The following is a 23,096-nucleotide window of genomic DNA, read 5'->3' on the forward strand; positions in this document are numbered from 1 at the left end:
TTAAACTATAAAAAAAGAACCGATTAACCACACTAATCAGTTCGTCATGACGCTCTCTTATGGGTTAATACTGTCAATTGCTAAAATAAATAGAAAAATCATGTTTACAAATTCATCCTACAGCCTATAAGACAAAACCTTTTCATAACTTCATTCACAATTACTATCGGGATATCCCTATCCCGAAGTGGCACCCCTTTCCTCAGATTCAAACTACCTTTCCTTTATAATTTATGTAGGACAATTATCACTTTGTATGTGTATTTGCCTATAATTAAAAAAAACTCTAGTTTTCTAGCGATTGCTGGACATGTATTCAATATGTTAATTGAAATGCAGTTTCAATTTGGCATTTATTTTACTTTCGTGCAGTCATATGTACTGCTTTACTCTGCCAAATACTCGTAAGCACCAGCACCTCTTTATGAAAACATATTTGTTGTCAATTTTTAATTTTCCCTTTATAAAATTATTTTTTTCGCATAACCGCTTTCTTGCTTCGCATATAGTTTTAATGATGACAAAGGAGGAATGTTCATGTCTCAATCTGAAATTGAAAAATATGGACAAGAAGTTACGCAATACGAACAGCTCGCACGTTACTATCAGTTTCGTAATCCTAAAAAATATATAGAATTATATATGAAATATTGCGATGCACTTTCAAAACTTGTACAGGCGCATGAGAAAAGGGATTCACAAGAAGCTGCTTTACCGTCACATATAAGAATTTTTCATGCCAATCCAAATATATCAGCGGTTGATATTTTAGTAAACGGACAAAAGGTTATTAAAAGTATTTCATTTAAGCAATTCAGCCCTTATTTATCATTAGTGCAAGGTAAATACCGTATAGATATTGTCCCTGTCGGAAATGAAACTCCAATCTTTTCAGCATTGGTACCAATAATGGGAAATCATACTTATACTCTTGCTGCAATAAATAGTGATAATCACCTACAATTACAACCTATACTTGATAATACACATTTACCAGCTGGTCAAGCTAAAATACGCTTTGCACATTTCTCTCCAGATACCCCTGTTGTAAATGTAGATTTAAAAGATGGAGATCATTTATTTGAAAATGTACTCTTTAAACAAATAACAGATTTTTTACAAGTTAGCCCTGGTACAGCAGATATTGAAATTTCACTCGCAGATAATAAAAACGTTTTATTGACTATTCCGAAATTCAATGTTGAACCAAATGTTATTTATACAATTTCAATAGTAGGTTATTCAACTAAAGATCCTAAATTAGAAGCCGTTATACTTACAAATTAAAACAGTCTACACCATTCATTTGGTGTAGACTGTTTATTTTTGAAATGCAATTTGAAATTCTGTCCAATCGTTATCTGATCGACACATAATGGATCCATTATGTTTTTCCACAATTTGTTTACATACAAATAATCCAATACCAGTTCCTAACTTTTTAGTAGTTACAAATGGTTCAAAAATCGTTTCTACATTTTCAGCTGGAATCATTGGTCCATTATTTTTTATCACAATTCGAATAGCTTGATCTTCTTCAAATACATCAATGATAATTTTTCGTTCTTCTTTCATTGATTCAAGAGCATCAATTGAATTCATTAATATGTTTAAAAATACTTGTCTCACTTCACTTCGATAACCAACAAGCGGAATTGGATACGGTAAATTCTTTTCAATCAAAACATTCGCATTGACCAAACTCGGATATAAGAATTGTATAATGTCTTGAAACAAGTCATTAAGCCAAAACCGTTCCGATTCATTCCACATTTCTTTTTTCGATACGAGTAAAAATTGCGAAATGCGAAAATTTAATTGATCTAATTCATGCGAAATAATATCTAAATACGATAAACTCGGATGATCTGCCTTTAATAATTTGACAAACCCCATAATGGAAGTAAGCGGATTACGAAATTCATGTACAAAACTAGCTGACATTTGTCCTAAAATCGTCAGCCTTTCTTTATGTGTTTCGTTAATATATTGCTGTTTTTCCTCTAAATTCTTCGATATAATTTCCGAGTATTTTAAAACAGTATAATAAATTAATTTGTCAAAACAAGTATGTATTTTTGCCATAATTGGTTTCAATTCACGAGCGCTAACATCTAATTCACACATCGCTTCGAAAAGTTCATTTCTTCCCACGTTTGCGTTATAAACAAAATCTCCAATATTCGCATCTGCTCCAGCACGTTCAATAGCAATTTTCTCGCATAACGGTTGAAGATAATTTATATCTTTATCTTCCATAGTAAGTTCGATAATTAACTCTAGTAAATCCTCTCCATTTTGAACTACTTCTAGTTTAAATGGATCTTTTTCGGAAATTATCATTTTGTTTTTCCAGTTCTCTACGAATTGGTGCCTATTGTTTTTCAAGTGTGAACAAAATATTTCTTTAATATCCTTATCGATTGGAAAAACCTCCATTCCCTCCATTTCCATACGACGAATACCCTTTATATTTTGAATATTAACACAAAAAATACGATTCGTTAATAGATTTTTGTCACATTTTGTTAATTTCTGTTGATAAAATTATTTTTTCTTTCTTATTTAACTAATTGTATGCAAATTCCCTTTTTCCTTCACATATTTTCATTATTTCCGTAGTCAAAACGACTTTTTTTTGCATCATTTTTAATTCTTGCGTACAATAGAAAATGAAAGGTGTGAAAAATATGGTAAATAAAAATGTGGAAGATTATCTCCAAGAAGGCATTTACGGCCAAAAGCAAAACAAACCAGAAGAACGTAATATGTATTTAACTACATTACGTGAGCGTGTAGAAATCGCTTTAACGATCGGTCAAGTAATGCAAAGTAATGTATACTCTGAAGTGGCAGGTAGCATGCGCTCTTCTCAATCATTACAACTCCTCCTAAATGGTAGCATTGCTTACCCACATTTATCAAAATACATTAAATTAGCAAACGAAAAAAATGTTCCTTTTACAATTGTTCAAAATAAAGATACAGAAACACCAATCGGTTTAGTATTAACTCATGCTACTGCTGTAGATAAAGAACAAATTTATGTAGAAGATACTATTTTCAAACAAGAAATGAAGTAAAAGTTACACTTAATTAAATAGTTACTAAAAGCGTAAAAAAACGAGTATGGAATCGTAAACATTCCCTACTCGTTTTTTAGCGCAAATTTTAAGTTTTCTATTTTATTTTTTAATACATACTAATTTCATTTCTGTCATTTCTTCTATTGCATATTTAATTCCTTCGCGCCCCGTGCCACTTTCTTTCACACCACCATAAGGCATATGATCTACTCTGAACGTTGGAATATCATTAATCATGACACCACCAACCTCTAGCTCATCAATTGCACGCATTGCTTTAAATAAATTATTTGTAAATACTCCTGCCTGTAAGCCGTAACGCGAATTATTTACTTGCTCAATCGCTTCATCAAATTCTTTAAATGTATTTACTGTCATGAGTGGACCGAATACTTCTTGGCACTGCACAGATACATGATCTGGAACATTTGTTAATACAGTTGGTTCAAAAATTCTTGCATCCCGCTTCTTACCACCGCATAAAACAGTTGCTCCTTCCTTAATTGCTTCTTGAACCCACATATCAATTCGCTCTACATCTTTTTTTGAAATTAAAGCTGATACATCCGTTTCCTCAAGCAGTGGATCACCAACAACAACTGATTCCATCGCTTTCTTTAGCTTCGAGAGAAATTCATGCATTTTCGTTTCATGTACAAAAACACGTTGTACGGAAATACAAACTTGCCCATTATTAACAAATGCTCCCCATTTTACACGTTCAATTATTTCATCTGTTAACTCTACATCTTCATCAATAATAACAGCAGCATTTGAGCCTAGTTCTAACGTAACTCGTTTTAGCCGAGCCTTTTGTTTTATTCCGATTCCAACTTTTGGACTTCCAGTAAAAGTAATAGAAGCAACGTAATCATTTTTGACGATTGCCTCACCAACCGTGACGCCAGGGCCAGAAATGATATTTAAAGCTCCATTTGGCAATCCTGCCTCTTCAAATAACTCAACTAATGCATAAGATGATAATGGCGTTTGATCAGCTGGCTTTAATACAACTGTATTTCCAGCAGCAATTGCTGGTCCAACTTTATGCGCTACTAAATTTAACGGGAAATTAAATGGTGTAATAGCCCCTATAACCCCAATCGGCTTTCGGATTGTATATGCAATACGCCCATCCGCACCAGGTGCGGCGTCTAATGGCAATGTCTCACCATATATACGCTTCGCTTCTTCAGCTGCAAATTTGTACGTTTGAACAGTACGATCTACTTCTCCCCTTGCAGCACGTATTGGTTTTGCAGCTTCTTTTGCAATAATCTCTGCAAATTCTTCTCTTCTTTCATCCATTTTTTGTGCAACTTTCTCTAAAATAGTCGCACGATCATATGCAGATAATTTATTCATTTTTATCATTGCATTTTTTGCAGCAGTAACAGCCTCTTTTACATCTTCTTCCGTTCCTTGTGCAATTTCCGCTAATGTTTCTTCAGAATATGGTGCGTATAATGGTTTATACGTGTTTACAGATTTCCAATTTCCGTTTATATATAAATGCTTTTTCATACTTCTTCTCCTTCCAAATATATGTATACAACAATACTTCACCTAGTGAAGGTTTCAACTTATGTCATTGTATCATAGCCCTTATCCCTCAAAAAACATTATGCTCAAAAAAACTCTGCTATATAGCAGAGTTTACGAGCTAATTTGCTCTTGTAACGAAATTTGTTTTTCATCTTCTAAAATAACAATCGATTCTACTATCTTTGTAACTTCTAATCTTTTTATATAATGTCCATCTAATTCTTTCACACAAAACTTATAATTTTCAATTTCAACGGAATCCTCTTCAGCAATCTCTATATTCTTCGTTAAAATCCAACCACCGATTGTATCAACACCATCATCATCAATCCCTAAACCAAATAACGTATTCACTTCACTAACAAGTACTTTTCCCTCTAGTATCGTCTTCGTTTCACTAACCTTTTGAATTTCTGGCTGCTCATCCGTATCAAACTCATCCTGAATATCTCCAACAATTTCTTCCAAAATATCTTCAACAGTAACAAGTCCAGATGTCCCACCATATTCATCTATCAATATAGCAATATGTGTTCTTTCTTTTTGCATTTTTAAAAACAAATCATGAATTGGAATAGAATCGATAACTAAAATAATTGGTCTCATATATTGCTCTACTGTCTTCTTATTAACAGCTTTATGTTGTACAAACTCAGTAAAAATATCTTTAAAATTCACAAAACCTATTACGTGGTCTTTGTCGCCATCAACAACTGGATACCTTGTATATTTTTCGCGAGACATTTTTTGCAAAGCTTCTTCAGCAGGCATTTCTTTACTTATAATATTCATTTCAGTTCGAGGTACCATTATTTCTTTTGCAATCCGATCATCAAATTCAAAAATTTTATTTACATATTTATATTCAGATTGATTAATCTCACCATTTTTATAACTTTCTGAAACTAACAACCGTAATTCTTCTTCTGAATGAACCTCATCATGCCCCTTCGGCGGTTTCAGCCCTAGCAGCTTCGTAATGATTCGAGCTGAACCATTTAATAGCCAAATGAATGGGAATGCAATACGATAAAAGAAAATTAACGGCTTAGAAACAAGCAAACTCACTTGTTCAGATTTTTGAATTGCAAATGTTTTTGGGGCCAATTCCCCTATTACAACATGTAAAAAAGTAATTAACAAAAATACTAAAGTTACAGCAAAAATGTCTGCTAGTTGAGTAGAGATATTCCAATTTGCAAAAAGCGTATCAAACATTTGCTTTAACGCAGGTTTACCAAACCACCCAATTCCTAAAGCTGTAACAGTAATTCCTAACTGACAAGCAGATAAATATTCGTCTAAGTTTGTAATGACTGTTTTGACCGATGTTGCACGATTATTTCCTTCTGCAATTAAATAGTCAATTCGTGAACTTCTCACCTTAACAATTGCAAATTCTGCTGCAACGAAAAATGCCGTTAAGGCAATTAAAACAATCACTATACTTATACTATATATGTCCAAATACTTTTCCTTACTTACATTGTAAGCAAGGAAGCCACCTCCTACTTAATTTTATTCAAGTGAAGTAAGCATTCTAATACTCTAACAAAATTCTACATTAGCAACCACCTTTTTATATATTATATGCATACATAAAAAAGATATTTATCATTATGATAATCTAATTCATTTACACTCGTCAAATTATTCTAAATGTTACGATAAAACATTTTTATTTAAACTAACTATTCTTCTCAACTCAATTTCGTGAAAAAACACTTTCTTTGCCGATTCCACACTTCTTTTGTCGCACTAGAAGGGAACTTACTTCATAGCTCGAAATCATTTAACAGGATATATATAGGAGGGATTATTTTGGAATATAAAACACCATTTATCGCAAAAAAATTAGGTGTTAGCCCAAAGGCTGTTGTCCGGATCGCGCAACAATTAAATCTTACGATAGAAAAAAACAAATATGGCCACTTTATTTTTACACAAGATGATGTCGATCAAATGTTAGAACACCATCTATTTCAAATAGAGCAGTCTCAAAATCCTCAACCTACTCAAAAGACTTCCTCAAATGAGGTTGAAGAATTAAAAACTCAAGTCAATACAATTGTTCAAAACATATCATCGAATGATTTTGAACAATTAGCTGATCAATTAAACACTATTACGAGAAGACTCGATCGAATGGAAGAACAAATGCAAGATAAGGCAAATGATGTCGTCACGTACCAACTTTTACAACACCGTCGTGAAATGGAGGAAATGTTAGAACGAATTCAAAAGTTAGAAGCTGCCCTAACGAAAGAAGAACCCATTTATATTACTCCTGATTCAAAACCAACATACGAACGAGAAAAGAAACCGAAGCGCCGCAAAATGATTTTTAGTATATTTGGATTATAATTTTTAGACCCTTATTAAAATAATAAGGGTCTTTTTTTATGAAGAGTTATATCTTATAAAAATATTATTCTCTTTATTATACATATTCACTTCGTTTTATTTCGTTAACATAATATTTTTACTGTATTCTGCAATTAATGCCTGTGCATGAGCATTCCCTTGAATCACATCGCGAAATTCTTTTAAAGAATACAAATGCGTAACCCCTTTTCGAGCATGAATTCTTACTGGTACACCTTGTAAAGTATCATGAAACTGAAATGGATTATCTATCGGTTCAATTGGAAAACCGAGTGTAAGTAAATACATATACATTCTTTTTGTTACTGCTGCAATGTACCATTCAGCTTTTGTTTCTAACGCATGTATAAATAAAATAGCTGTTAGCCTTTTGAAATGTCCTCTCCCACGAGACGTTTTCGAAATACTTAACTTGCCTATTTCATACACATTCTTCAAATCTTTTACTAAATCATTTTTAGAAAACGGATAGAAAAACTCAGAATTTGATTGTTCAGGTACCGTATACTTAATACATTCTACTGTACCAATAGGATGTTCATCTTCTATTAATAAAAATCGTGATGGATTTAAATTACGTTCTACGAACATTAAGTTTCTTTCTTCACAAAAATCTCCCCATAGTTGCTCGAACCCAAAATGTTCTTCCTTTGTTTGAACACGCTGGAACATATTTAACCGCCTTTCCCATCGTCGCTCTGTTTTTGATAACGCTTTCACTATCTATCATATAAGAACAAATCTTCGTATGCAACTAAAAATATTTATTACTTATTATATTCTGCAAAATGAATTAGATTCCAATTTAATCGACTTTTATCCCGCGCTCACATTCCTTTTAATAACACATTTGTATCACTTTTCAAATCTAACTTACAATATGTTTCTTTCCATACAGCATATAATTCTTCTTAATCTAAAAAAATCCTTTATGAAAAAGGATTTCTTTTACTTCTCAATGCTTTTTAACCACTTTTCAAAAATTTGTACCATCCCATGTTTTCCAGCTAATTTCTCTTCCCCTTGTTTCGTCTTATATGGATATAACTGCAAGAAAACACCGCATCCAGACTCAATTTTTTTACTATGCATATGGCTTCCTGGATATACACAAATGACTTCATAAATTGACCTTCGATAATAGACTCGCTTTCCATCCTGTTCTTCTACATACTTTATAGACCAATACTTATACATTTGCTCAGTTGCTTTCGTATTTCCGACGTGCTGAAAAATATTGTACATTGGACTATACTTCACTTCAATAATAATAGAAGATTTATATACGTATTTCCCATCTTCTTTTACAAAACAGTCTAAGCGAATATCTGGCTTCTTCGTATCCTCACCATTGTAAAAATTACTCCCTTTACTTAATGCAATAAGGGGATGTGTTTCAATTAAGTCATTAAATGCGACATGCACCTTTAAATCATCTCGTCGTAAAACTACTGTCGTTCCATCTTGTAATCCATCTACATAAAAATGTTCTTGTATTTGTTCACGAATGGAATTTCTAGCCTCAAAACCAATTTGCTCTAAAATTGAAATAACGATAAAAAAAGCGTAATATTCATACACTAAAAACGTTGGCTTATAAACAAATAATAACGATGGAGATTGATCCGTATATTGCGGGAGTACTTCTAAATGATGTAGTAATTGTTGATGTGGTATCGGTAAATCATGTAAGTTCATGTTACTTGTTTCAGTAACTTCCCTCCAAAACGAGGAGTGCATTAACATTTGAAAGTATTGTACATTTTCATGAACAATGTGCGCCAATATTTTATATTCTTGTATTTTCATTGAGCTCTTTCGTAAATCGGCTTCTTTTAGTAAATGTATATTTTTATATTTTTGCTTCTCTCTATCGGTTACTGATCCATTACGCTCAATTGTTTGTATAATTGTTTTTACGGCTTGAAACTCTTCTGATTTTTTCTTTTTTTCTCTTTCTAATATTTCAATTGTTTGACGTAAAAAACTTTTAGCTTCAATTAAATAATGATAAAATTGCATCGATTTATATTTAAGAAATGCATTTTCCTTACTATTTTTTTGTTCCATAAACTTACGATTATAATGTTTTGCATAAGGTTTTCTTTCTGCCACTATGGTTCCTTTTCTTGTTGGCTTTCTCTCTTTTCCTTCCCATTTATATGCATTTATAAATTTTGAGCTTGATTCTATTTTCTTAAAGATTTGCTTTATCATCTTCATTTTTTGGGGTAACTTTCTAAGCAACACTAAATAAGAAGAATCCTCAATATCGCTAAGTGCAGAGAAAGTCTTTTTATAATAACCTCTATCCAAAATCAACTCATTTAAAATTGACTTCACATAGTCTTGAATCATTTCAAATTGATCATCAAAAAAGTTTTTCGGTACGATTTGAAAAGCACCATAATACGTTGTATCTTCTATACGCACTTCAAAATGGTATAAACCACAGCGCCATGGATAAAAGAATTCTGTTTTCCCATGTTCATATATTAATACTCTTTGTTTTTTTTCATTTATTTCATATTGAGCCTCTTTTATATTTTTCTGTCCCTCATATACTTTATTCCATATAAAAGTAATATTCATTGGGATTTCATAATTGTACTGCAATCTAATCGGTTTTAATTCTTGTACTTTATAAATGCATTGAACTAATGCTGTAGTAGATGTACAAAGACGATTTAATAAAATATAATCTCCTTTTCCCTCATTTCCAATGATTAACTTTAATACAAAAGGGAGCGTTTCATTCGTATCAACGATTTTTGTTTCGTAACGCCCTTCATTTTGCATATCCATACAGCTCCAGTTCCCTACGTTTTTCTCGTATATATGATAAAGAGTGTTCAAATGTAGATACTCTGTTTGCAAGTGCAGATTGCAAAAGAGGTACTAAGGTCGCTCCCCTTTTTGCTTCTTCAGAAAGTAAAGAACCAACCATCATTTCGGTCCCTCTGATTTTCGTCAATACACGCTGCTTTATTTGTAAATCAAACCCTTCTTCTCTACTGATCATATAGGTATGGTTATTTTGGAACGGTATATTTTGCAAATAAGTCGCAATTGCGTTTGCACATCGGAAAGAAATTCCCTTAGACGCATCATGTGATGACAATACGACATGCAACTTATCTAATAGCTCTAATTCTTCTTCAGAAAACACTTCAATCATCGCTTTATTTCTCATCCAATTTATCCGAAATTCTCCCGCTGTTACTTTCAAAGGTGGGTGTAATACGACTTTCCCCAGTTCCATGCCCATCTCACAAAACGGAATTTTTTGTAACGTTATTAAGTTCGTTCGGTCTAATAATCGATCGGAGAGCTCTTTCGTTGTTTCATCAAAATTCACAGTACCTACAAATATAATATTTTCTCCAATTTCAATTGTTGATGGAATTGAATTCTCAATGTCCTGAACACCCTCATACAAGTTTAAAATACGATTTTTTGTTTCAAGTTGAAGAACAGATAAAAATGGAGTAAACCAATGCTCAATATGTGACATGTTCATTTCATCAAAAACGATAATATACAGTTGATTGGGATTTTCTTTCGCCTTCATTAACGTCCTAACTAACTTCGTTTCACTTTCAATAAAAGTACCATTTGGATGAAGGTAACCAAGTAAATCATGTGGTTCTTGATACGATGGTGAAATTGGAATCCAAACCAATTCTTCCCCATACTGTAATCCTAATGCTTCTGCATAAGTTTGCACAAAACGTGATTTCCCAACGCCCGGTATACCACCAAGAATCGTTAACATATTTGTTTTTACACTTATATGGAAATTATAAATATCCGTTGCATCCAAATATAGCCCTTTATTATGCACCATACTTTGTACATACTGTAAAAAGGACGATTCACGCTCATCCCATTCCCATTCATCTTTTTGCACTTTTATATCCTCTACTTCAACTAGCTTACCTTCTTCATGCATTCGTTTTTTTAATTGCTCATACACATGATCACTTACAAAATATAATTGATCTTCTACCGCTATTTCTACATACTTCGTCCAGTCACTGCAGTTTATATATTTACATTCACGTTTCTGTTCAAAATATGCGATTGAGCTAATTGATGACTTTAAGGATATGTTTCCATACAGTCTTCCATCGTGCCACAATAATTCGGGAGGCTCAAAGTCCTTCGGAAATTTAGGCATTAGGAATGATAAATAACCGTTGCTAAGTTTTCGTTCTAAAGATTCTCTTTTTTTATTATTTGTAACTTTAGGTGCCGGAATCATTTTATAGCTGCTTGCTATTTCTTTCGGTTCTTCTGTACATATTAACTCCACGTATACATTTCCTCTTTCATAATAAAGACGAAACATCACTAATTGCTTTTCTAGTTTTCTTTTCTTTAATTCCAAAAAGATTTTTTCATTCTTTTTATTACTACATAACCCCTCAAATACATATGGTTCATTTGCAAATTGTTCCTGTAAAGTGAATGGTATTGGCGATAAGCATTGTACAAAGAAATTCTCTCCACTCTTCTCTTTTTCAGCTTTTGTAAATTTCCCTAAAAATCTCATATAGTACATTCGTTTTATAAAACTTGGCTGAAGAGCTTTATGTAATTTCACCTTAGTCACCTTCTTTTTTCATACTATTCTTAGTGTATGAAAGAAACGAAAAACTAGAAATAAAAAACCTGACGTTATCCGCCAGGTTCAAAATTAAAACGTATATTAATGAGAAGGAAATGCTTTTTTCTCTTGTAAAATTGCATTATGAGCAATTTTCATTTTAGCAAGTACGTAACGTAATCGATCTTCAGCGTTTTCATCTTTACTTTTTTGCAATTCCGCCAAATTTTCAACAGAACTTGCTAAATTCTCAATGACTCCTCTCAGCTCAGGATGATGATTAAAAAAAGATTCTTGCACTAATACTTTCCTTAACTCACTAGCTAAATCAATTATTCTAGACAACTGTTCTTTTTCTTCCATTCTCATCCCTCCTGAATATCTTATGTAGTAAATATTCTCTAAACAAAGAAAAAAGCCCTTTAAATGAAAAGGACTTTTTACATTTTTATATTTCCAGTTAATAACATATACAGTGATGTGATAGCCGCAATAATAATTGCCCACATCACATATTTCTCTGCACCTGCAAAGCAACGGTTCCCTTGTTCTTTTCTTGCAAACGTGTAAACAATAATTCCAATTCCATATACAATTGAAACGAGTAGTAAATTCTTTAAACCAGCTGCATAAAGAAGCCATACAGAGTAAATAGAAGCAATTAAAGCTAACGCTCCATTTTTTAATTTAGCGTCTTTTAGCTCGTTTGTAATGACTAATTTAAATTGGAATAACGCTGATAATAAATATGGTAATAAAATTGATGTTGATGCAATGAAATACATAATTTGATATGTTGATTCTGAAAACAGAACGATGATAAATATAATTTGGGCAACACCATTTGAAATCCATAATGCCATGTGCGGTGTTTGCTTTTTATTTGTTTTCGTAAAGACTTTCGGAAATACGCCATCTTTTCCGGCTACATGAGAAATTTCAGAAACAAGTAAAAACCAGCCAATTAATGTACCGACAAGTGAAGCAACTAACCCAATGTTAATCGCAACTGCACCCCATGGACCAACAACATGCTCTAATACATGTCCCATTGACGGAGTTTCTAGCACAGAAAGTTCGCTTCTTGTCATCGCTCCCATTGACAGAACAGAAATTAAAATATATATGGACATTACTAAAATAAGTCCCATTACTGTTGCCTTACCAACATCTCGGCTATTCTTCGCTCTTCCGGATAATACAACCGCTCCTTCAACTCCAATGAAAACCCAAAGTGTTACAAGCATTGTATTTTTCACTTGACCAAGTATAGCGGAAAGTGAGAAGGTTCCTTCTCCCCAAAAGTCATGTGTAAATGTGTCCCAGCGAAAGGCTGTTACCATTACAACAATAAATAAAACGATTGGAACTAACTTCCCTATTGTTGCGATAACATTCATAATAGAAGCTTCACGGATTCCAAATAAAATTAGAAAATGAAGTGTCCATAATAAAAGTGATGCCCCAACGATAGATGCAACATTATTTCCTCCTTTGAAAATTGGAAGGAAATAACCTAATGTACTAAACAGTAACATAATTGTTGCGACATTACCTAAGATTCCTGCTAGCCAATATCCCCAAGCACTATTAAATCCAATATATTCACCGAAACCAGCACGTGCATAACTATAAATTCCACCTTCAAGTTCCGGTTTTTGTCTTGCTAACGTTTGATATACGAGCGCAAGTGGAATCATTCCCATCGCTGTAATACACCAGCCAATTATTATTGCACCACTGTTTGCTCCTACTGCTAAATCATGCGGTAAACTAAAAACACCGCCACCAACCATTGTTCCAACTACTAATGCGATTAACGGAAAAAATCCTAACTTCTTTTCTATTTGTACCACCCCATCTGTCATTCTAGGTGTTATGTTCGTTCAACTATTAAAGTCACCTTTTTCTCTAATAGACGTTTCTCTTATATTTTTTCAGGAAAACATTACTTATTCTAAAAGAAAATGAACAAAAATGGAATACTTTTTTGAAAAAATGTATAAGTATGCACAAAAAAAACCGCTCATTTTGTAATGAACGGTCATTTCAAACATATAAATTTGTATATTTCTTGTAAATTTAACGAAGTAAATTCTCTTTTTCTAAAAATTGTTTTGCGACTTCTTCACTACTTTTACCATTTACGTTAACTTCATAATTCATTTTTCGCATTTCTCCATCTGTAATCTTTCCAGATAATTTATTTAATACCTTTTCAAGTTCAGGATATTTCTGTAACGTTTCTTTTCTTAATAATGGTGCTCCTTGATAAGGTGGGAATAACCCTTTATCATCTTTTAGCACTTTCAGTCCGTATTGCTCCAATTCACTATCTGTTGAATATGCATCAATTACGTTAACATCTCCAGATTGAATTGCGCTATAACGCAGCTTCGGCTCCATCGTTTTAACATTCGAGAACTTATAGTTATATAATTTTTGCATTCCTTTATAACCATCTTCACGATCAGCAAATTCCAATGTAAACCCTACTTTGGCTTCCTGCGCAACATTCCCTAAATCAGAAATTGTATTTATATTCTTTTGATCTGCTATTTTTTTCGGCATGGCTAGTGCATATGTATTGTTATACTCCATTGGCTTCAACATAACCATATTATATTTCTTTTCCATTCCAATGCGAGCCTGATCATATACTTCATCACGATTTGTGCTCTTTGGTTCTTCTTTCACGAAAGTAGATAAAGCTGTTCCTGAAAATTCTGGGTATATATCTACTTCCCCGGATTTCAACGCTTCAAATACAAATGCTGTTTTTCCAAGACCTGGTTTTAATTGTACGTTTAAATCGGTATCTTGTTCAATAAGCTGCTTATACATTTGAATTAAAATTTCAGGTTCTGATCCAAGTTTGCCCGCAATAACAATATCTTTCTTTTCTGTACTCCAAAGAAATGGAGAAGCAATCATTACTACAACTATACATATCGTCAATATAACACGCTTAGAAGAGCGTTTCGGTCGTTCAAGTATGCGAAGTACTATATCAAAGAATAAAGCGAGTAACGCGGCTGGTACGGCCCCTAAAATGATAAGTGCATGATCATTTCGATCTATGCCTAATAATATAAGCTTACCGAGCCCACCAGCACCAATGAGAGCTGCTAATGTAGCCGTTCCAACAATTAATACCATCGCTGTACGAATACCTGCCATAATGATAGGCAATGCAAGAGGAAGCTCTACCTTCCACAGCCTTCTCCAACTATTCATCCCCATAGCTCTCGCGGCTTCTATTAGTGATTCATCTAATTCCCTTATTCCTGTATATGTATTTCGTAAAATAGGTAATAGTGCATACACAACTAATGCAATAATCGCTGGAAGTTTTCCGATTCCTACTAACGGAATTAATAGTCCGAGTAATGCAAGTGATGGCACTGTCTGCATTACTGCAGAAGTTCCTATTATAAATTCAGCCATTCGTTCTTTTCTTGTTAATAAAATGCCAAGTGGCACCGCTATAATTACTGCAAAAAATAATGAAATAAGCGATATTTGTAAATGCTCACTTAATGCAGTTAGTAATTCTATTTTTCGTTCTTGGAACGTTTGTATAAAATTAGTCACTGTTTAGCCTCTTTCCTTCATTTGTTCAACAATGTAATTGACGATATGACGACTTGTTAACGCTCCAATATATTGACCGTTTTCTTCAACTGGAACGATTTCCTCATCACGCACACGAACTAACGCTTCTTGTAAAGAAGAATGTAATGATAGTGCCTGCCCTTCTAATTGCACACTTTGATCAAGTGGCAATACATCTGCTACACTTTTCTCCTCATACCAAGTTCGTCCACGATTTCCAATGAACTCCTCTACAAATTCATTTTTCGGATTATGTATAATTCCTTCTGGTGTATCTAGTTGAACAACTTTTCCTTCTTTCATAATACAAATGCGATCTCCAAGTGATAATGCTTCTTGCATATCATGTGTTACGAACACGATTGTTTTTTGAATCTTTTTTTGCAACTGTACAATATCCTTCTGAAGCTGTTCCCTACTTAATGGATCTAACGCACTAAATGGTTCATCCATAAGAACGATTTTCGGGTTTGCGGCTAATGCTCGCACGACACCGACACGTTGTTTTTGTCCTCCTGACAATTCATCAGGCATACGATCTCGATATATATCCGGATCTAATCCAACCATATGTAACAAGTCATCGACGCGTGCTTTTATTTCCTTTTTGCTCCATTGCCTCATTTCTGGAACAACTGCAATATTTTCAGCGATTGTCATATGAGGAAACAAAGCGATTTGCTGCAACACGTATCCTATATCCCAACGTAATTCGTTTATATTATATTGTTGAATATCTTTTCCATCGATTAAAATCGATCCTTCAGTCGTTTCGATTAAACGATTAATCATCTTCATTGTCGTTGTTTTCCCGCAACCACTCGGACCGATGAGAACGAAAAATTCTCCCTTTTTAATTTCTAAATGCAATGAATCCACTGCTTTCGTGCCATCTTCATACGATTTTGACACATGATTAAATTGAATCACAAACACAACTCCTTTACTGTTGTTTCCTTTATTTTGATGGAAGATGGCATTCATTTCAAATGATACGCTTTTAAATTAAAAAAGAGCTCGCATTTGAGCTCTAACGGTCGAACAATATTGTTTTCATAATAGCAGCATATTCGCGAACATACATTTTTCTCTTAGAACGAATTGGTGTTTCAGCAGCTAGCGCCTCCATCTTCATACCTAAACGCTTTGCAATTATTTTCGTTCGATATAAATGATATGTATTACTTACAACTACCGCATGTTTCACATTATATAAATCCATACTAAATTTTAAGTTTTCATACGTATTTGTAGATTGATCTTCTATTAAAATACGACTCTCATCTATACCGTGTACCATTAAATAATTTCTCATGCTATGAGCTTCCGGTATATCTTCATCTTCTCCTTGACCACCTGAAACAATTACTTTCGCTTCAGGATGGGAAAATAAATACTCCAACGCTACATCCAAACGATTTTGAAGAGATAAAGACGGTCTATCCCCAAATAACTTTGCACCCAGTATAAGAACGTACGGAGAGTGATAGCTCAACTTTTCACGAGCAACTTTGTTCATTCGAAACGTCATATAAATGATGTATAGTGGCGGTAATAATAAAATCATAAGAAAGATCCATTTGTTCATAAATAAGTATTCACTCCCTTTCTTGTTATTATATAGAAAAAGAAAGGGAGGCAGAAGTGTTTTTTCAAACGATTGATTTATTAGAAACATGCGCCGCTACTTTACGTTGTGATAGTACATAATAAATAGCGATTCCTAATGAGAAGATCAATATGCAGCTTAATACGTAAAACGGCAGCATGACTCCGACTTTAGATACACCCGCTGTAAACAACATTAATAATAAAATTCGTATTCCAGTACCAATTAGGCGAAATAAGCTGTCTACACGTCCCATTACTTCATTTGGAATTTCCTCCATCATCAATACATTTCTCGCCACTCTTGTACCCGCATTTCCAACTGCATGAAAAATTGCAAGTCCATATAAGAAAATTACGGAAGGTTCAATACTCATTGCGGTAATTGAAATTACATAAATGAACATCGTCATAACGATTGAAACTTCTGTTTTGACATATTTCATTATGAGTGGAATACAGATTCCTGCAACAACCGCTCCGACACCGTACATCGTGCCCTCTATTGCGTATACAGAGGCATTGGCTTTGAGTATATCCGAAATATACACGGGTATTAAATAATTTGCCATCATGACACCTATAAACGGCATATAAGTAGCCAGTAAGAACCAAAAGAGCTTAGGACGTTTTTTCATAAAGTGAATTCCTTCAAACAATTGCTTCTTAAATGTTATTTTTCTTTTCACTTCTTTTTTCTTTACGTACGGTATACATAAGAAAAGAAAAAATGCTCCAGCAAAAGTTAACATGTCTACTAACAAAATCCACTTCAAAGATACAATTTCAATTAAGAAGCTCGCGGCCGCTCCAGAAATAACTTGTGTTAACTGTCCTTGTATTTCCATCGTTCCACTTAAACTTTTATAATGTTCCGCTTGAAATATCTCTTGGTTGAACGCAAATATTGTAGGATAAAATAATAAATAGTAGAATGATCCGGCTATATAAATAAGAATATAGTGAATAGAATGATAAGGTTGCCCCGCAAATCCCCATATAACCATTATTCCAATTACGGCAATTCCGATTCCTTCGTTACATAGCAATAAAGATTTTCTTGAAAAACGATCAATACTTTGCCCAATGAATGGTGTTAATAAAAACATAATGAGGGTTGCAATGATAGAAACATAACCAAATGTTGTCTCTCCTCCACTCTCTTTAATTAACAGCCACGGAATCGTTATCATAACAATTCCGGAACCAATAGCAGATAGACTATTGGCCCCTAGAATGTAATACAAGCGAGAATCATGATAAAGTGAGGACATATCACTCCACTCCTAGTTGCTTTTTCACCTCTTTATATACGCTCATATATGCTTTTAATTCTTTAACTACATCATGAATTAATGGTTTGGCATCTTCCCCAAGTTCACCATCTTGCACATGTAATCCATCAAGCACAACTTGTTTTGGAATGGCATTTGCATAAACACCTCTAGCGACCGTTCGCATGCTGTTTAATGCATTTATTCCACCTTTACCTCCACCAGCAACCGCTAACAACGCAACTGGTTTATGAATAAATTCACTACTACTTAAGTAATCTAAAGAGTTTTTCAGCGCACCGCTCATCGCATTATGATATTCTGGTGTACATAATACAACCCCATCCGCAGCTTTCACTAACGTTTTCAATTTTTTTACTGCCTCTAAATCACGTTGTGACTCTTCTCCATTGTATAAAGGTAACTCCTCAATTGCTAAATCATATAATTCCCCTTCAAATTGATCCGCAATATATTTTGCCACCACGCGAGTTCTACCAAATTTTCTTGGTGTACCATTAATAACGACTAGTTTCATGATTATTTCTCCCCTTTGTTTTCAAGTTCTACTTATATATTATCAGAAATTTCTATACAAAACACAATATTAAGAGTTAACTTGTTTCATAAAATAGTATGATAAACAAAAAAGAACTCATACTTTCGTATGAGTTTCGCACAATTACTTCGTTTCATCTCTGAGACTCAATGTACCTAAACTTTCATTTGCTTCAAAATGATTATATGCTTTTTCCGCTAATCTTTTCCGTTCTTCTGGTAATTCTATATATTTCATTACGTTTTCAATTATTTTTTCGTACGGAGTAAACACAATTCCTGGCCACTCTACCTCATCTTCTGGATTACTATTTTCGGAAATAATAAATTTCTTATTTGCGACTGCATAAGACACGCGAGGTGTTTCAAGAATTCCTGATAAATAAAAATGAATATTTAATATAATTTTAGCTCTAGCAATCAATTCATTTCTAACAATTCCCCACGCATTATTTTTAAAAACTATATTTAAATTTGGGGCAATCGCTTTTAGATGATCAAAAATAGCTTGCCGCCTCGGATTAAGAGCACCTATAAACAGAATATCAATATCTTCAGTAATGTCATCTTCAAATGCATCTTTTTTTATTTCCAAAGTTGGAGCATAGTTCATTTTTACATGTTTTATTTCTTTTCCTACCCCTTTTTGTTTTAGCCATTCTATATTTTGTTTACTATAATCCCAAATCACTCTATCTTTTAATAATATTAAATAAAGGGGGTGCGCATATGGACTTCCTTCGTATAGCTGTTCTAAATTATAAATAATTGCATCTTTCGGAAGAAGATTCGGGTTATATGCGTATGTATGTGCTCCAAAAACAACTGTATTCTTTACATTTTCTAGTATTGTTTCTGATATAATTACTGTATTTCCCTCCTGCTCCAACCGCCACTTTAAAGCTCGCGCAACATCTATGAAACTACCGTATGTCTTTGGGCATATAAAAAGACAATAATCATATTCTTTATTCAAATAAGCTTCCATTAATTTTAAATTATTTTTATATAAATCTACATCCGGATGTTTAAGCACTAACTCATTTGCATGTTTTCTTGCTACTTTATATAATCCAGCATAATAAGCAGCGATGCATCTTCTTAATTCGATTCTTTCACGATGTTCATCTAATACATCCATGTTTAAAAGAAGATTTGCGATACAATACGCTTTTAAATGATCACGGTCATAATAATAGTCTAGTAGTGGCATCAATTCTTCATACGTATTTCCATGCACCGATTCTCCTAGTTCAATCGCCCATCGCATTAATTCCATGATTACTCCACTACTCCTTTAACCGAAAATGTATTTAATAAAATTTCGCATTATTCTCTACTACATTTGCTATATGAAATGGAATCTCTTCTTTAATCGATTCCAAATACTTTTGCGACACGGCCCCTAAATGTTTTTTATGAGGTATATAGAAAGCACTAATAGAAATTTCATAGTCAAATAAGTAATCATACACATGATAATCTACAAATAAAAGATCATCCTTTGGAAAAGGAATTTCCTTGCCTTGCAGAGCATACATCAAAGCAATATTGTTTTGAGATCGTAATCGATACAACCTTGCAAGTTGGTATAATGGTTCAGCCCGAGTTGGTCTATATTCCCACGCTTTTTGAAAATAAAAAACAGCTAATGCTAAATATTTCTCTTCTTGCCCTTTAACAGTTTCTTTTTCATCAGCATCTGTCACTTCATTTTGTTTATTTGCTGAACGATTTGCTAACTGCTCATAACAAAACCCTATTCGCAATAACGAATAGAATACCTCTTCAACCCAACCCCCTGCTTCCACTCGTTTTTTATACCATTTAATCGAATCTTCAAATTGACTTAAATGAAAATAAGTTTGGGCTAAATAAAATAAATATCTTATATGCAAATCTGGCGTTGTTTCTGAATCGTTTATTCCTTGTAACAACAACCTCTCATCTCTTTCAAATTTATCAGCTTTACTCCCGCCATCTCCGGGATCATTCACGACAAGAGTCTCTAACCGATCTACCCTCGTATTGTAATTCGCTCCAACTTTTGAGCGATCTATATCCCAATACTCATGAGTAACACCGACAGATTTCCATGGTAAAGAAGCTTTTAATAGACGTGTAAGCCAATATTTAATATGAACATCATATTGCAATGTAAGATAATGATCTTCCGTTAAGCTCGTTTTATCGAAATTCGGATCAACCTCTAAAATCATATCCGCATCTAATATTAATAAATAATCCGCTTCTGGATATGTTTTTTGCGCTAATGAAACTGCTAAGCTTCTGTTATAACCAAAGTTTTTAAACGGCTCATGATGAACTGTCCCAGGTATCTCATTTTCCTTACACCAATTTTCTATAATTTCAGGCGTATTATCCGTCGATCCAGTATCACAAATAGAAACATAATCTACAATTGATTTTGTTGCATTTAAACATCTTTCCATAATTCTAGACTCATTTTTGACAATCATACAAAGACATAACTTTTTTTCTTCCTTTACAGACTTCACTTGCTCATTTCCCATTTAACCACCTCATATTTTATTAACACGCTCTTCTCATATGTAACAACATTTTTTAGCTATACTGATGACATAAGCACCCTTTTACTATTTATGAAAACTTCATTTTATTTATTCTTACTTTTATGTTGGGACATATTTCATGCTTCGCTTTATATTTGATACAATCAATACAAAAAAACATAATACGGGAATCCGTACATTTCAAAGTCTAAGAGGAGGTTATGTTTTGTTGGATTACATTTGGCTAGATGACAAATCACCAATTTTAGAACAACTACCAAGTAATTTTAAATCTGCAGCTATATTGCTACATCCATTTGTCCAAATGCCTTTAGGATGGGAAAAGTCTGTGAGAAAAAGACCATATGAGCACATCTATCCTAGCGCTGAAGAAATCATTCACAATGGGAAATCCGTTTCTTGGAAGGAAATGATGTCTTGTAGTGGATTACATTCATACGCAGACCTAGCAATGGCCATGTTGACTTCCATTAGTGCCTTTTCAGAAGAATATAAAAGAGAGGATTTAGCTGAAAAGCTACATTCAAACTTAAAAAAAGATCTTTATTATCCAACAGAAGATTATACGTCTATATTTTTATTACACAAATTACTTAAACTCCTCGGTTCTAAAGGTGCAAAAAATCTATATTTCTCTGAACCAATTCTTGATACAAACGGATTATTACAGGTAAATAATACTACTCCATTAGATATTTGGGACATTAGCAATAATGAGTTAATTATTACTGGGGAAGACAATGAGTATGCGTTTATGAGTATATACGATTCCTTTACAACCTTATTATTAGCTAAAGAAGAAAATATAGAATATATTGTTCAATCAATGAATGTTGAAGCTGTCATTTGTGACAAAAAAACGATGATTGATTGGTATTTTTAAATTAGTAATTTCTTAAACTATAAAAAAGAAACTTGCGCTTATGCACAAGTTTCTTTTCAAAAACATCCTTATTTTTTTACAACTTCATGTCCACCGAACTGATTACGTAGTGCTGAAACTACTTTTCCATGGAATGTATCATCTTCCTGAGAACGATAGCGCATAAATAATGACATCGCGATTACTGGTGCCGCTGCTTGTAACTCAAGCGCAGTTTCAACAGTCCATTTCCCTTCTCCTGAAGAGTTCATTACACCTTTAATGCCATCAAGTTTAGGATCATCTGCAAATGCTTTTTCAGTTAAGTCCATTAACCAACCGCGGATTACTGATCCGTTCGCCCATACTTTTGCAACATCTTCATAATTGAAATCAAAGTCACTCTTATCTAGTACTTCAAATCCTTCAGCAATTGCTTGCATCATGCCGTATTCAATACCGTTATGAACCATTTTTAAGAAATGACCACTACCAACGCGGCCAGCATAAGAATAGCCATTTTCTACTGCTAAATCTTTAAATAAAGGTTCTAATTGGTCGTAAATTTCTTTTTCTCCACCAACCATTAAACAAGCACCGTATCTAGCTCCTTCTACACCGCCAGATGTACCGATATCTACATAATGTAATCCGAAGCTTTTTGCTTCTTCAGCACGGCGTAACGTATCTTTATAGAATGAATTTCCACCTTCAATAACGATATCACCTTCATCTAATAACGGATACACATCTTTTAATACTGACTCTACAACTTCTCCTGCAGGCACCATTACCCAGATCGTACGAGGAGCTTCTAATTCAGCGATCATTTCTTTTAATGTATGACGTGCAGTAATTCCTAGTTTTCCTGCCTTTTCTACAAGCTCTTTATTTACATCGTATACAACTACTTCATGCTTGTCTTCATGTAAGTGTTCAGCTAATGGGAATCCCATTTTTCCTAATCCAATTAATCCTAGTTTCATATTAATCAATCTC

20 protein-coding genes are annotated in these 23,096 nt (G+C 33.5%); 4 read left to right on the forward strand and 16 right to left on the reverse strand.

From position 1 onward, the window contains the following. Nucleotides 1-537: 537 nt before the first annotated feature. Nucleotides 538-1,287 carry a DUF4397 domain-containing protein gene (locus tag OXT04_RS09860; RefSeq protein WP_098447513.1) on the forward strand — a complete coding sequence of 250 codons (750 nt, stop codon included), beginning with the start codon at nt 538-540 and terminating at the stop codon, nt 1,285-1,287. Between the two features lie 33 nt (nt 1,288-1,320). On the opposite strand, the gene OXT04_RS09865 is transcribed toward OXT04_RS09860, so the two are convergent. Further along, nucleotides 1,321-2,454, reverse strand: coding sequence for a BA2291 family sporulation histidine kinase (locus tag OXT04_RS09865; protein WP_000425086.1), 1,134 nt, complete (start codon nt 2,452-2,454; stop codon nt 1,321-1,323). A gap of 236 nt (nt 2,455-2,690) precedes the next feature. Between OXT04_RS09865 and OXT04_RS09870 the strand changes: the two genes are divergently transcribed. Beyond that, entirely contained in the window at nt 2,691-3,083 is a 393-nt protein-coding gene (locus tag OXT04_RS09870) for a YueI family protein (RefSeq protein WP_000247562.1), read from the forward strand. 102 nt (nt 3,084-3,185) lie between these two features. Here OXT04_RS09870 and OXT04_RS09875 read toward each other — a convergent pair whose 3' ends face one another. Next, nucleotides 3,186-4,610, reverse strand: a complete 1,425-nt coding sequence (locus OXT04_RS09875; RefSeq protein WP_000716481.1) for an aldehyde dehydrogenase family protein — start codon at nt 4,608-4,610, stop codon at nt 3,186-3,188. Between the two features lie 132 nt (nt 4,611-4,742). Continuing rightward, complete coding sequence (locus OXT04_RS09880; protein ID WP_000356253.1) at nt 4,743-6,098, reverse strand: hemolysin family protein; 1,356 nt, start codon at nt 6,096-6,098, stop codon at nt 4,743-4,745. Between the two features lie 354 nt (nt 6,099-6,452). Between OXT04_RS09880 and racA the strand changes: the two genes are divergently transcribed. Beyond that, on the forward strand, nt 6,453-6,995 hold the full coding sequence (gene racA / locus OXT04_RS09885; protein ID WP_000456013.1) for a chromosome-anchoring protein RacA: 543 nt from the start codon (nt 6,453-6,455) through the stop codon (nt 6,993-6,995). Between the two features lie 96 nt (nt 6,996-7,091). On the opposite strand, the gene OXT04_RS09890 is transcribed toward racA, so the two are convergent. The 12 genes from OXT04_RS09890 to OXT04_RS09945 form a co-directional block, all read right to left on the reverse strand. Further along, nucleotides 7,092-7,688: a hypothetical protein gene (locus tag OXT04_RS09890; RefSeq protein WP_000487795.1), complete on the reverse strand. Its 597-nt coding sequence runs from the start codon at nt 7,686-7,688 to the stop codon at nt 7,092-7,094. 276 nt (nt 7,689-7,964) lie between these two features. Further along, nucleotides 7,965-9,815, reverse strand: coding sequence for a hypothetical protein (locus OXT04_RS09895; protein WP_100910583.1), 1,851 nt, complete (start codon nt 9,813-9,815; stop codon nt 7,965-7,967). Continuing rightward, on the reverse strand, nt 9,805-11,622 hold the full coding sequence (locus tag OXT04_RS09900; protein ID WP_142669934.1) for an AAA family ATPase: 1,818 nt from the start codon (nt 11,620-11,622) through the stop codon (nt 9,805-9,807). The genes OXT04_RS09895 and OXT04_RS09900 overlap by 11 nt, the downstream gene beginning before the upstream one ends. Nucleotides 11,623-11,727: 105 nt before the next feature. Beyond that, entirely contained in the window at nt 11,728-11,988 is a 261-nt protein-coding gene (locus OXT04_RS09905) for a hypothetical protein (RefSeq protein WP_000391447.1), read from the reverse strand. 77 nt (nt 11,989-12,065) lie between these two features. Beyond that, nucleotides 12,066-13,493 (reverse strand): basic amino acid/polyamine antiporter, encoded by a 1,428-nt coding sequence (locus OXT04_RS09910; RefSeq protein ID WP_267414203.1) that lies wholly within the window; start codon nt 13,491-13,493, stop codon nt 12,066-12,068. A gap of 214 nt (nt 13,494-13,707) precedes the next feature. Continuing rightward, nucleotides 13,708-15,219 (reverse strand): ABC transporter permease/substrate-binding protein, encoded by a 1,512-nt coding sequence (locus OXT04_RS09915; RefSeq protein ID WP_090976475.1) that lies wholly within the window; start codon nt 15,217-15,219, stop codon nt 13,708-13,710. A gap of 3 nt (nt 15,220-15,222) precedes the next feature. After that, complete coding sequence (locus OXT04_RS09920; RefSeq protein ID WP_000614076.1) at nt 15,223-16,170, reverse strand: ABC transporter ATP-binding protein; 948 nt, start codon at nt 16,168-16,170, stop codon at nt 15,223-15,225. 100 nt (nt 16,171-16,270) lie between these two features. Then, entirely contained in the window at nt 16,271-16,828 is a 558-nt protein-coding gene (locus OXT04_RS09925; protein ID WP_001045718.1) for a YdcF family protein, read from the reverse strand. 64 nt (nt 16,829-16,892) lie between these two features. Continuing rightward, on the reverse strand, nt 16,893-18,122 hold the full coding sequence (locus OXT04_RS09930) for an MFS transporter (protein ID WP_053564593.1): 1,230 nt from the start codon (nt 18,120-18,122) through the stop codon (nt 16,893-16,895). Nucleotide 18,123: 1 nt separating this feature from the next. Further along, nucleotides 18,124-18,660: an NADPH-dependent FMN reductase gene (locus tag OXT04_RS09935; protein ID WP_000780355.1), complete on the reverse strand. Its 537-nt coding sequence runs from the start codon at nt 18,658-18,660 to the stop codon at nt 18,124-18,126. A 144-nt stretch (nt 18,661-18,804) separates the two neighbouring features. Continuing rightward, nucleotides 18,805-19,959: a CgeB family protein gene (locus tag OXT04_RS09940; protein ID WP_088023313.1), complete on the reverse strand. Its 1,155-nt coding sequence runs from the start codon at nt 19,957-19,959 to the stop codon at nt 18,805-18,807. A 34-nt stretch (nt 19,960-19,993) separates the two neighbouring features. Next, the gene (locus OXT04_RS09945; RefSeq protein ID WP_000526231.1) at nt 19,994-21,214 is read right to left on the reverse strand and encodes a tetratricopeptide repeat-containing glycosyltransferase; all 1,221 of its coding nucleotides are present in this window, start codon (nt 21,212-21,214) and stop codon (nt 19,994-19,996) included. A gap of 139 nt (nt 21,215-21,353) precedes the next feature. On the opposite strand from OXT04_RS09945, the gene OXT04_RS09950 reads away from it, so the two are divergent. Continuing rightward, nucleotides 21,354-22,118 carry a DUF2711 domain-containing protein gene (locus OXT04_RS09950; RefSeq protein WP_100910296.1) on the forward strand — a complete coding sequence of 255 codons (765 nt, stop codon included), beginning with the start codon at nt 21,354-21,356 and terminating at the stop codon, nt 22,116-22,118. 68 nt (nt 22,119-22,186) lie between these two features. Here the strand turns inward: OXT04_RS09950 and gnd are convergent, their stop codons facing one another. Then, the gene (gnd, locus tag OXT04_RS09955; protein ID WP_000765981.1) at nt 22,187-23,083 is read right to left on the reverse strand and encodes a phosphogluconate dehydrogenase (NAD(+)-dependent, decarboxylating); all 897 of its coding nucleotides are present in this window, start codon (nt 23,081-23,083) and stop codon (nt 22,187-22,189) included. Nucleotides 23,084-23,096 lie beyond the last annotated feature (13 nt).

The organism is Bacillus sp. GC_Bacil_1 (assembly GCF_026540675.1).
GTDB classification, from domain to species: domain Bacteria; phylum Bacillota; class Bacilli; order Bacillales; family Bacillaceae_G; genus Bacillus_A; species Bacillus_A cereus.

Bases quoted from the DNA above. Each gene is read 5' to 3' on its own strand.
- OXT04_RS09870 (WP_000247562.1), top strand. From the start codon at position 2,691: ATGGTAAATAAAAATGTGGAAGATTATCTCCAAGAAGGCATTTACGGC.
- OXT04_RS09950 (WP_100910296.1), top strand. From the start codon at position 21,354: ATGCTTCGCTTTATATTTGATACAATCAATACAAAAAAACATAATACG.
- OXT04_RS09895 (WP_100910583.1), bottom strand. From the start codon at position 9,815: ATGCAAAATGAAGGGCGTTACGAAACAAAAATCGTTGATACGAATGAA.
- OXT04_RS09925 (WP_001045718.1), bottom strand. From the start codon at position 16,828: ATGAACAAATGGATCTTTCTTATGATTTTATTATTACCGCCACTATAC.
- OXT04_RS09945 (WP_000526231.1), bottom strand. From the start codon at position 21,214: ATGGGAAATGAGCAAGTGAAGTCTGTAAAGGAAGAAAAAAAGTTATGT.
- OXT04_RS09860 (WP_098447513.1), top strand. From the start codon at position 538: ATGTCTCAATCTGAAATTGAAAAATATGGACAAGAAGTTACGCAATAC.
- OXT04_RS09890 (WP_000487795.1), bottom strand. From the start codon at position 7,688: ATGTTCCAGCGTGTTCAAACAAAGGAAGAACATTTTGGGTTCGAGCAA.
- OXT04_RS09865 (WP_000425086.1), bottom strand. From the start codon at position 2,454: ATGGAAATGGAGGGAATGGAGGTTTTTCCAATCGATAAGGATATTAAA.
- OXT04_RS09910 (WP_267414203.1), bottom strand. From the start codon at position 13,493: ATGACAGATGGGGTGGTACAAATAGAAAAGAAGTTAGGATTTTTTCCG.
- OXT04_RS09940 (WP_088023313.1), bottom strand. From the start codon at position 19,959: ATGGAATTAATGCGATGGGCGATTGAACTAGGAGAATCGGTGCATGGA.
- OXT04_RS09935 (WP_000780355.1), bottom strand. From the start codon at position 18,660: ATGAAACTAGTCGTTATTAATGGTACACCAAGAAAATTTGGTAGAACT.
- OXT04_RS09875 (WP_000716481.1), bottom strand. From the start codon at position 4,610: ATGAAAAAGCATTTATATATAAACGGAAATTGGAAATCTGTAAACACG.
- gnd (WP_000765981.1), bottom strand. From the start codon at position 23,083: ATGAAACTAGGATTAATTGGATTAGGAAAAATGGGATTCCCATTAGCT.
- OXT04_RS09930 (WP_053564593.1), bottom strand. From the start codon at position 18,122: ATGTCCTCACTTTATCATGATTCTCGCTTGTATTACATTCTAGGGGCC.
- OXT04_RS09905 (WP_000391447.1), bottom strand. From the start codon at position 11,988: ATGGAAGAAAAAGAACAGTTGTCTAGAATAATTGATTTAGCTAGTGAG.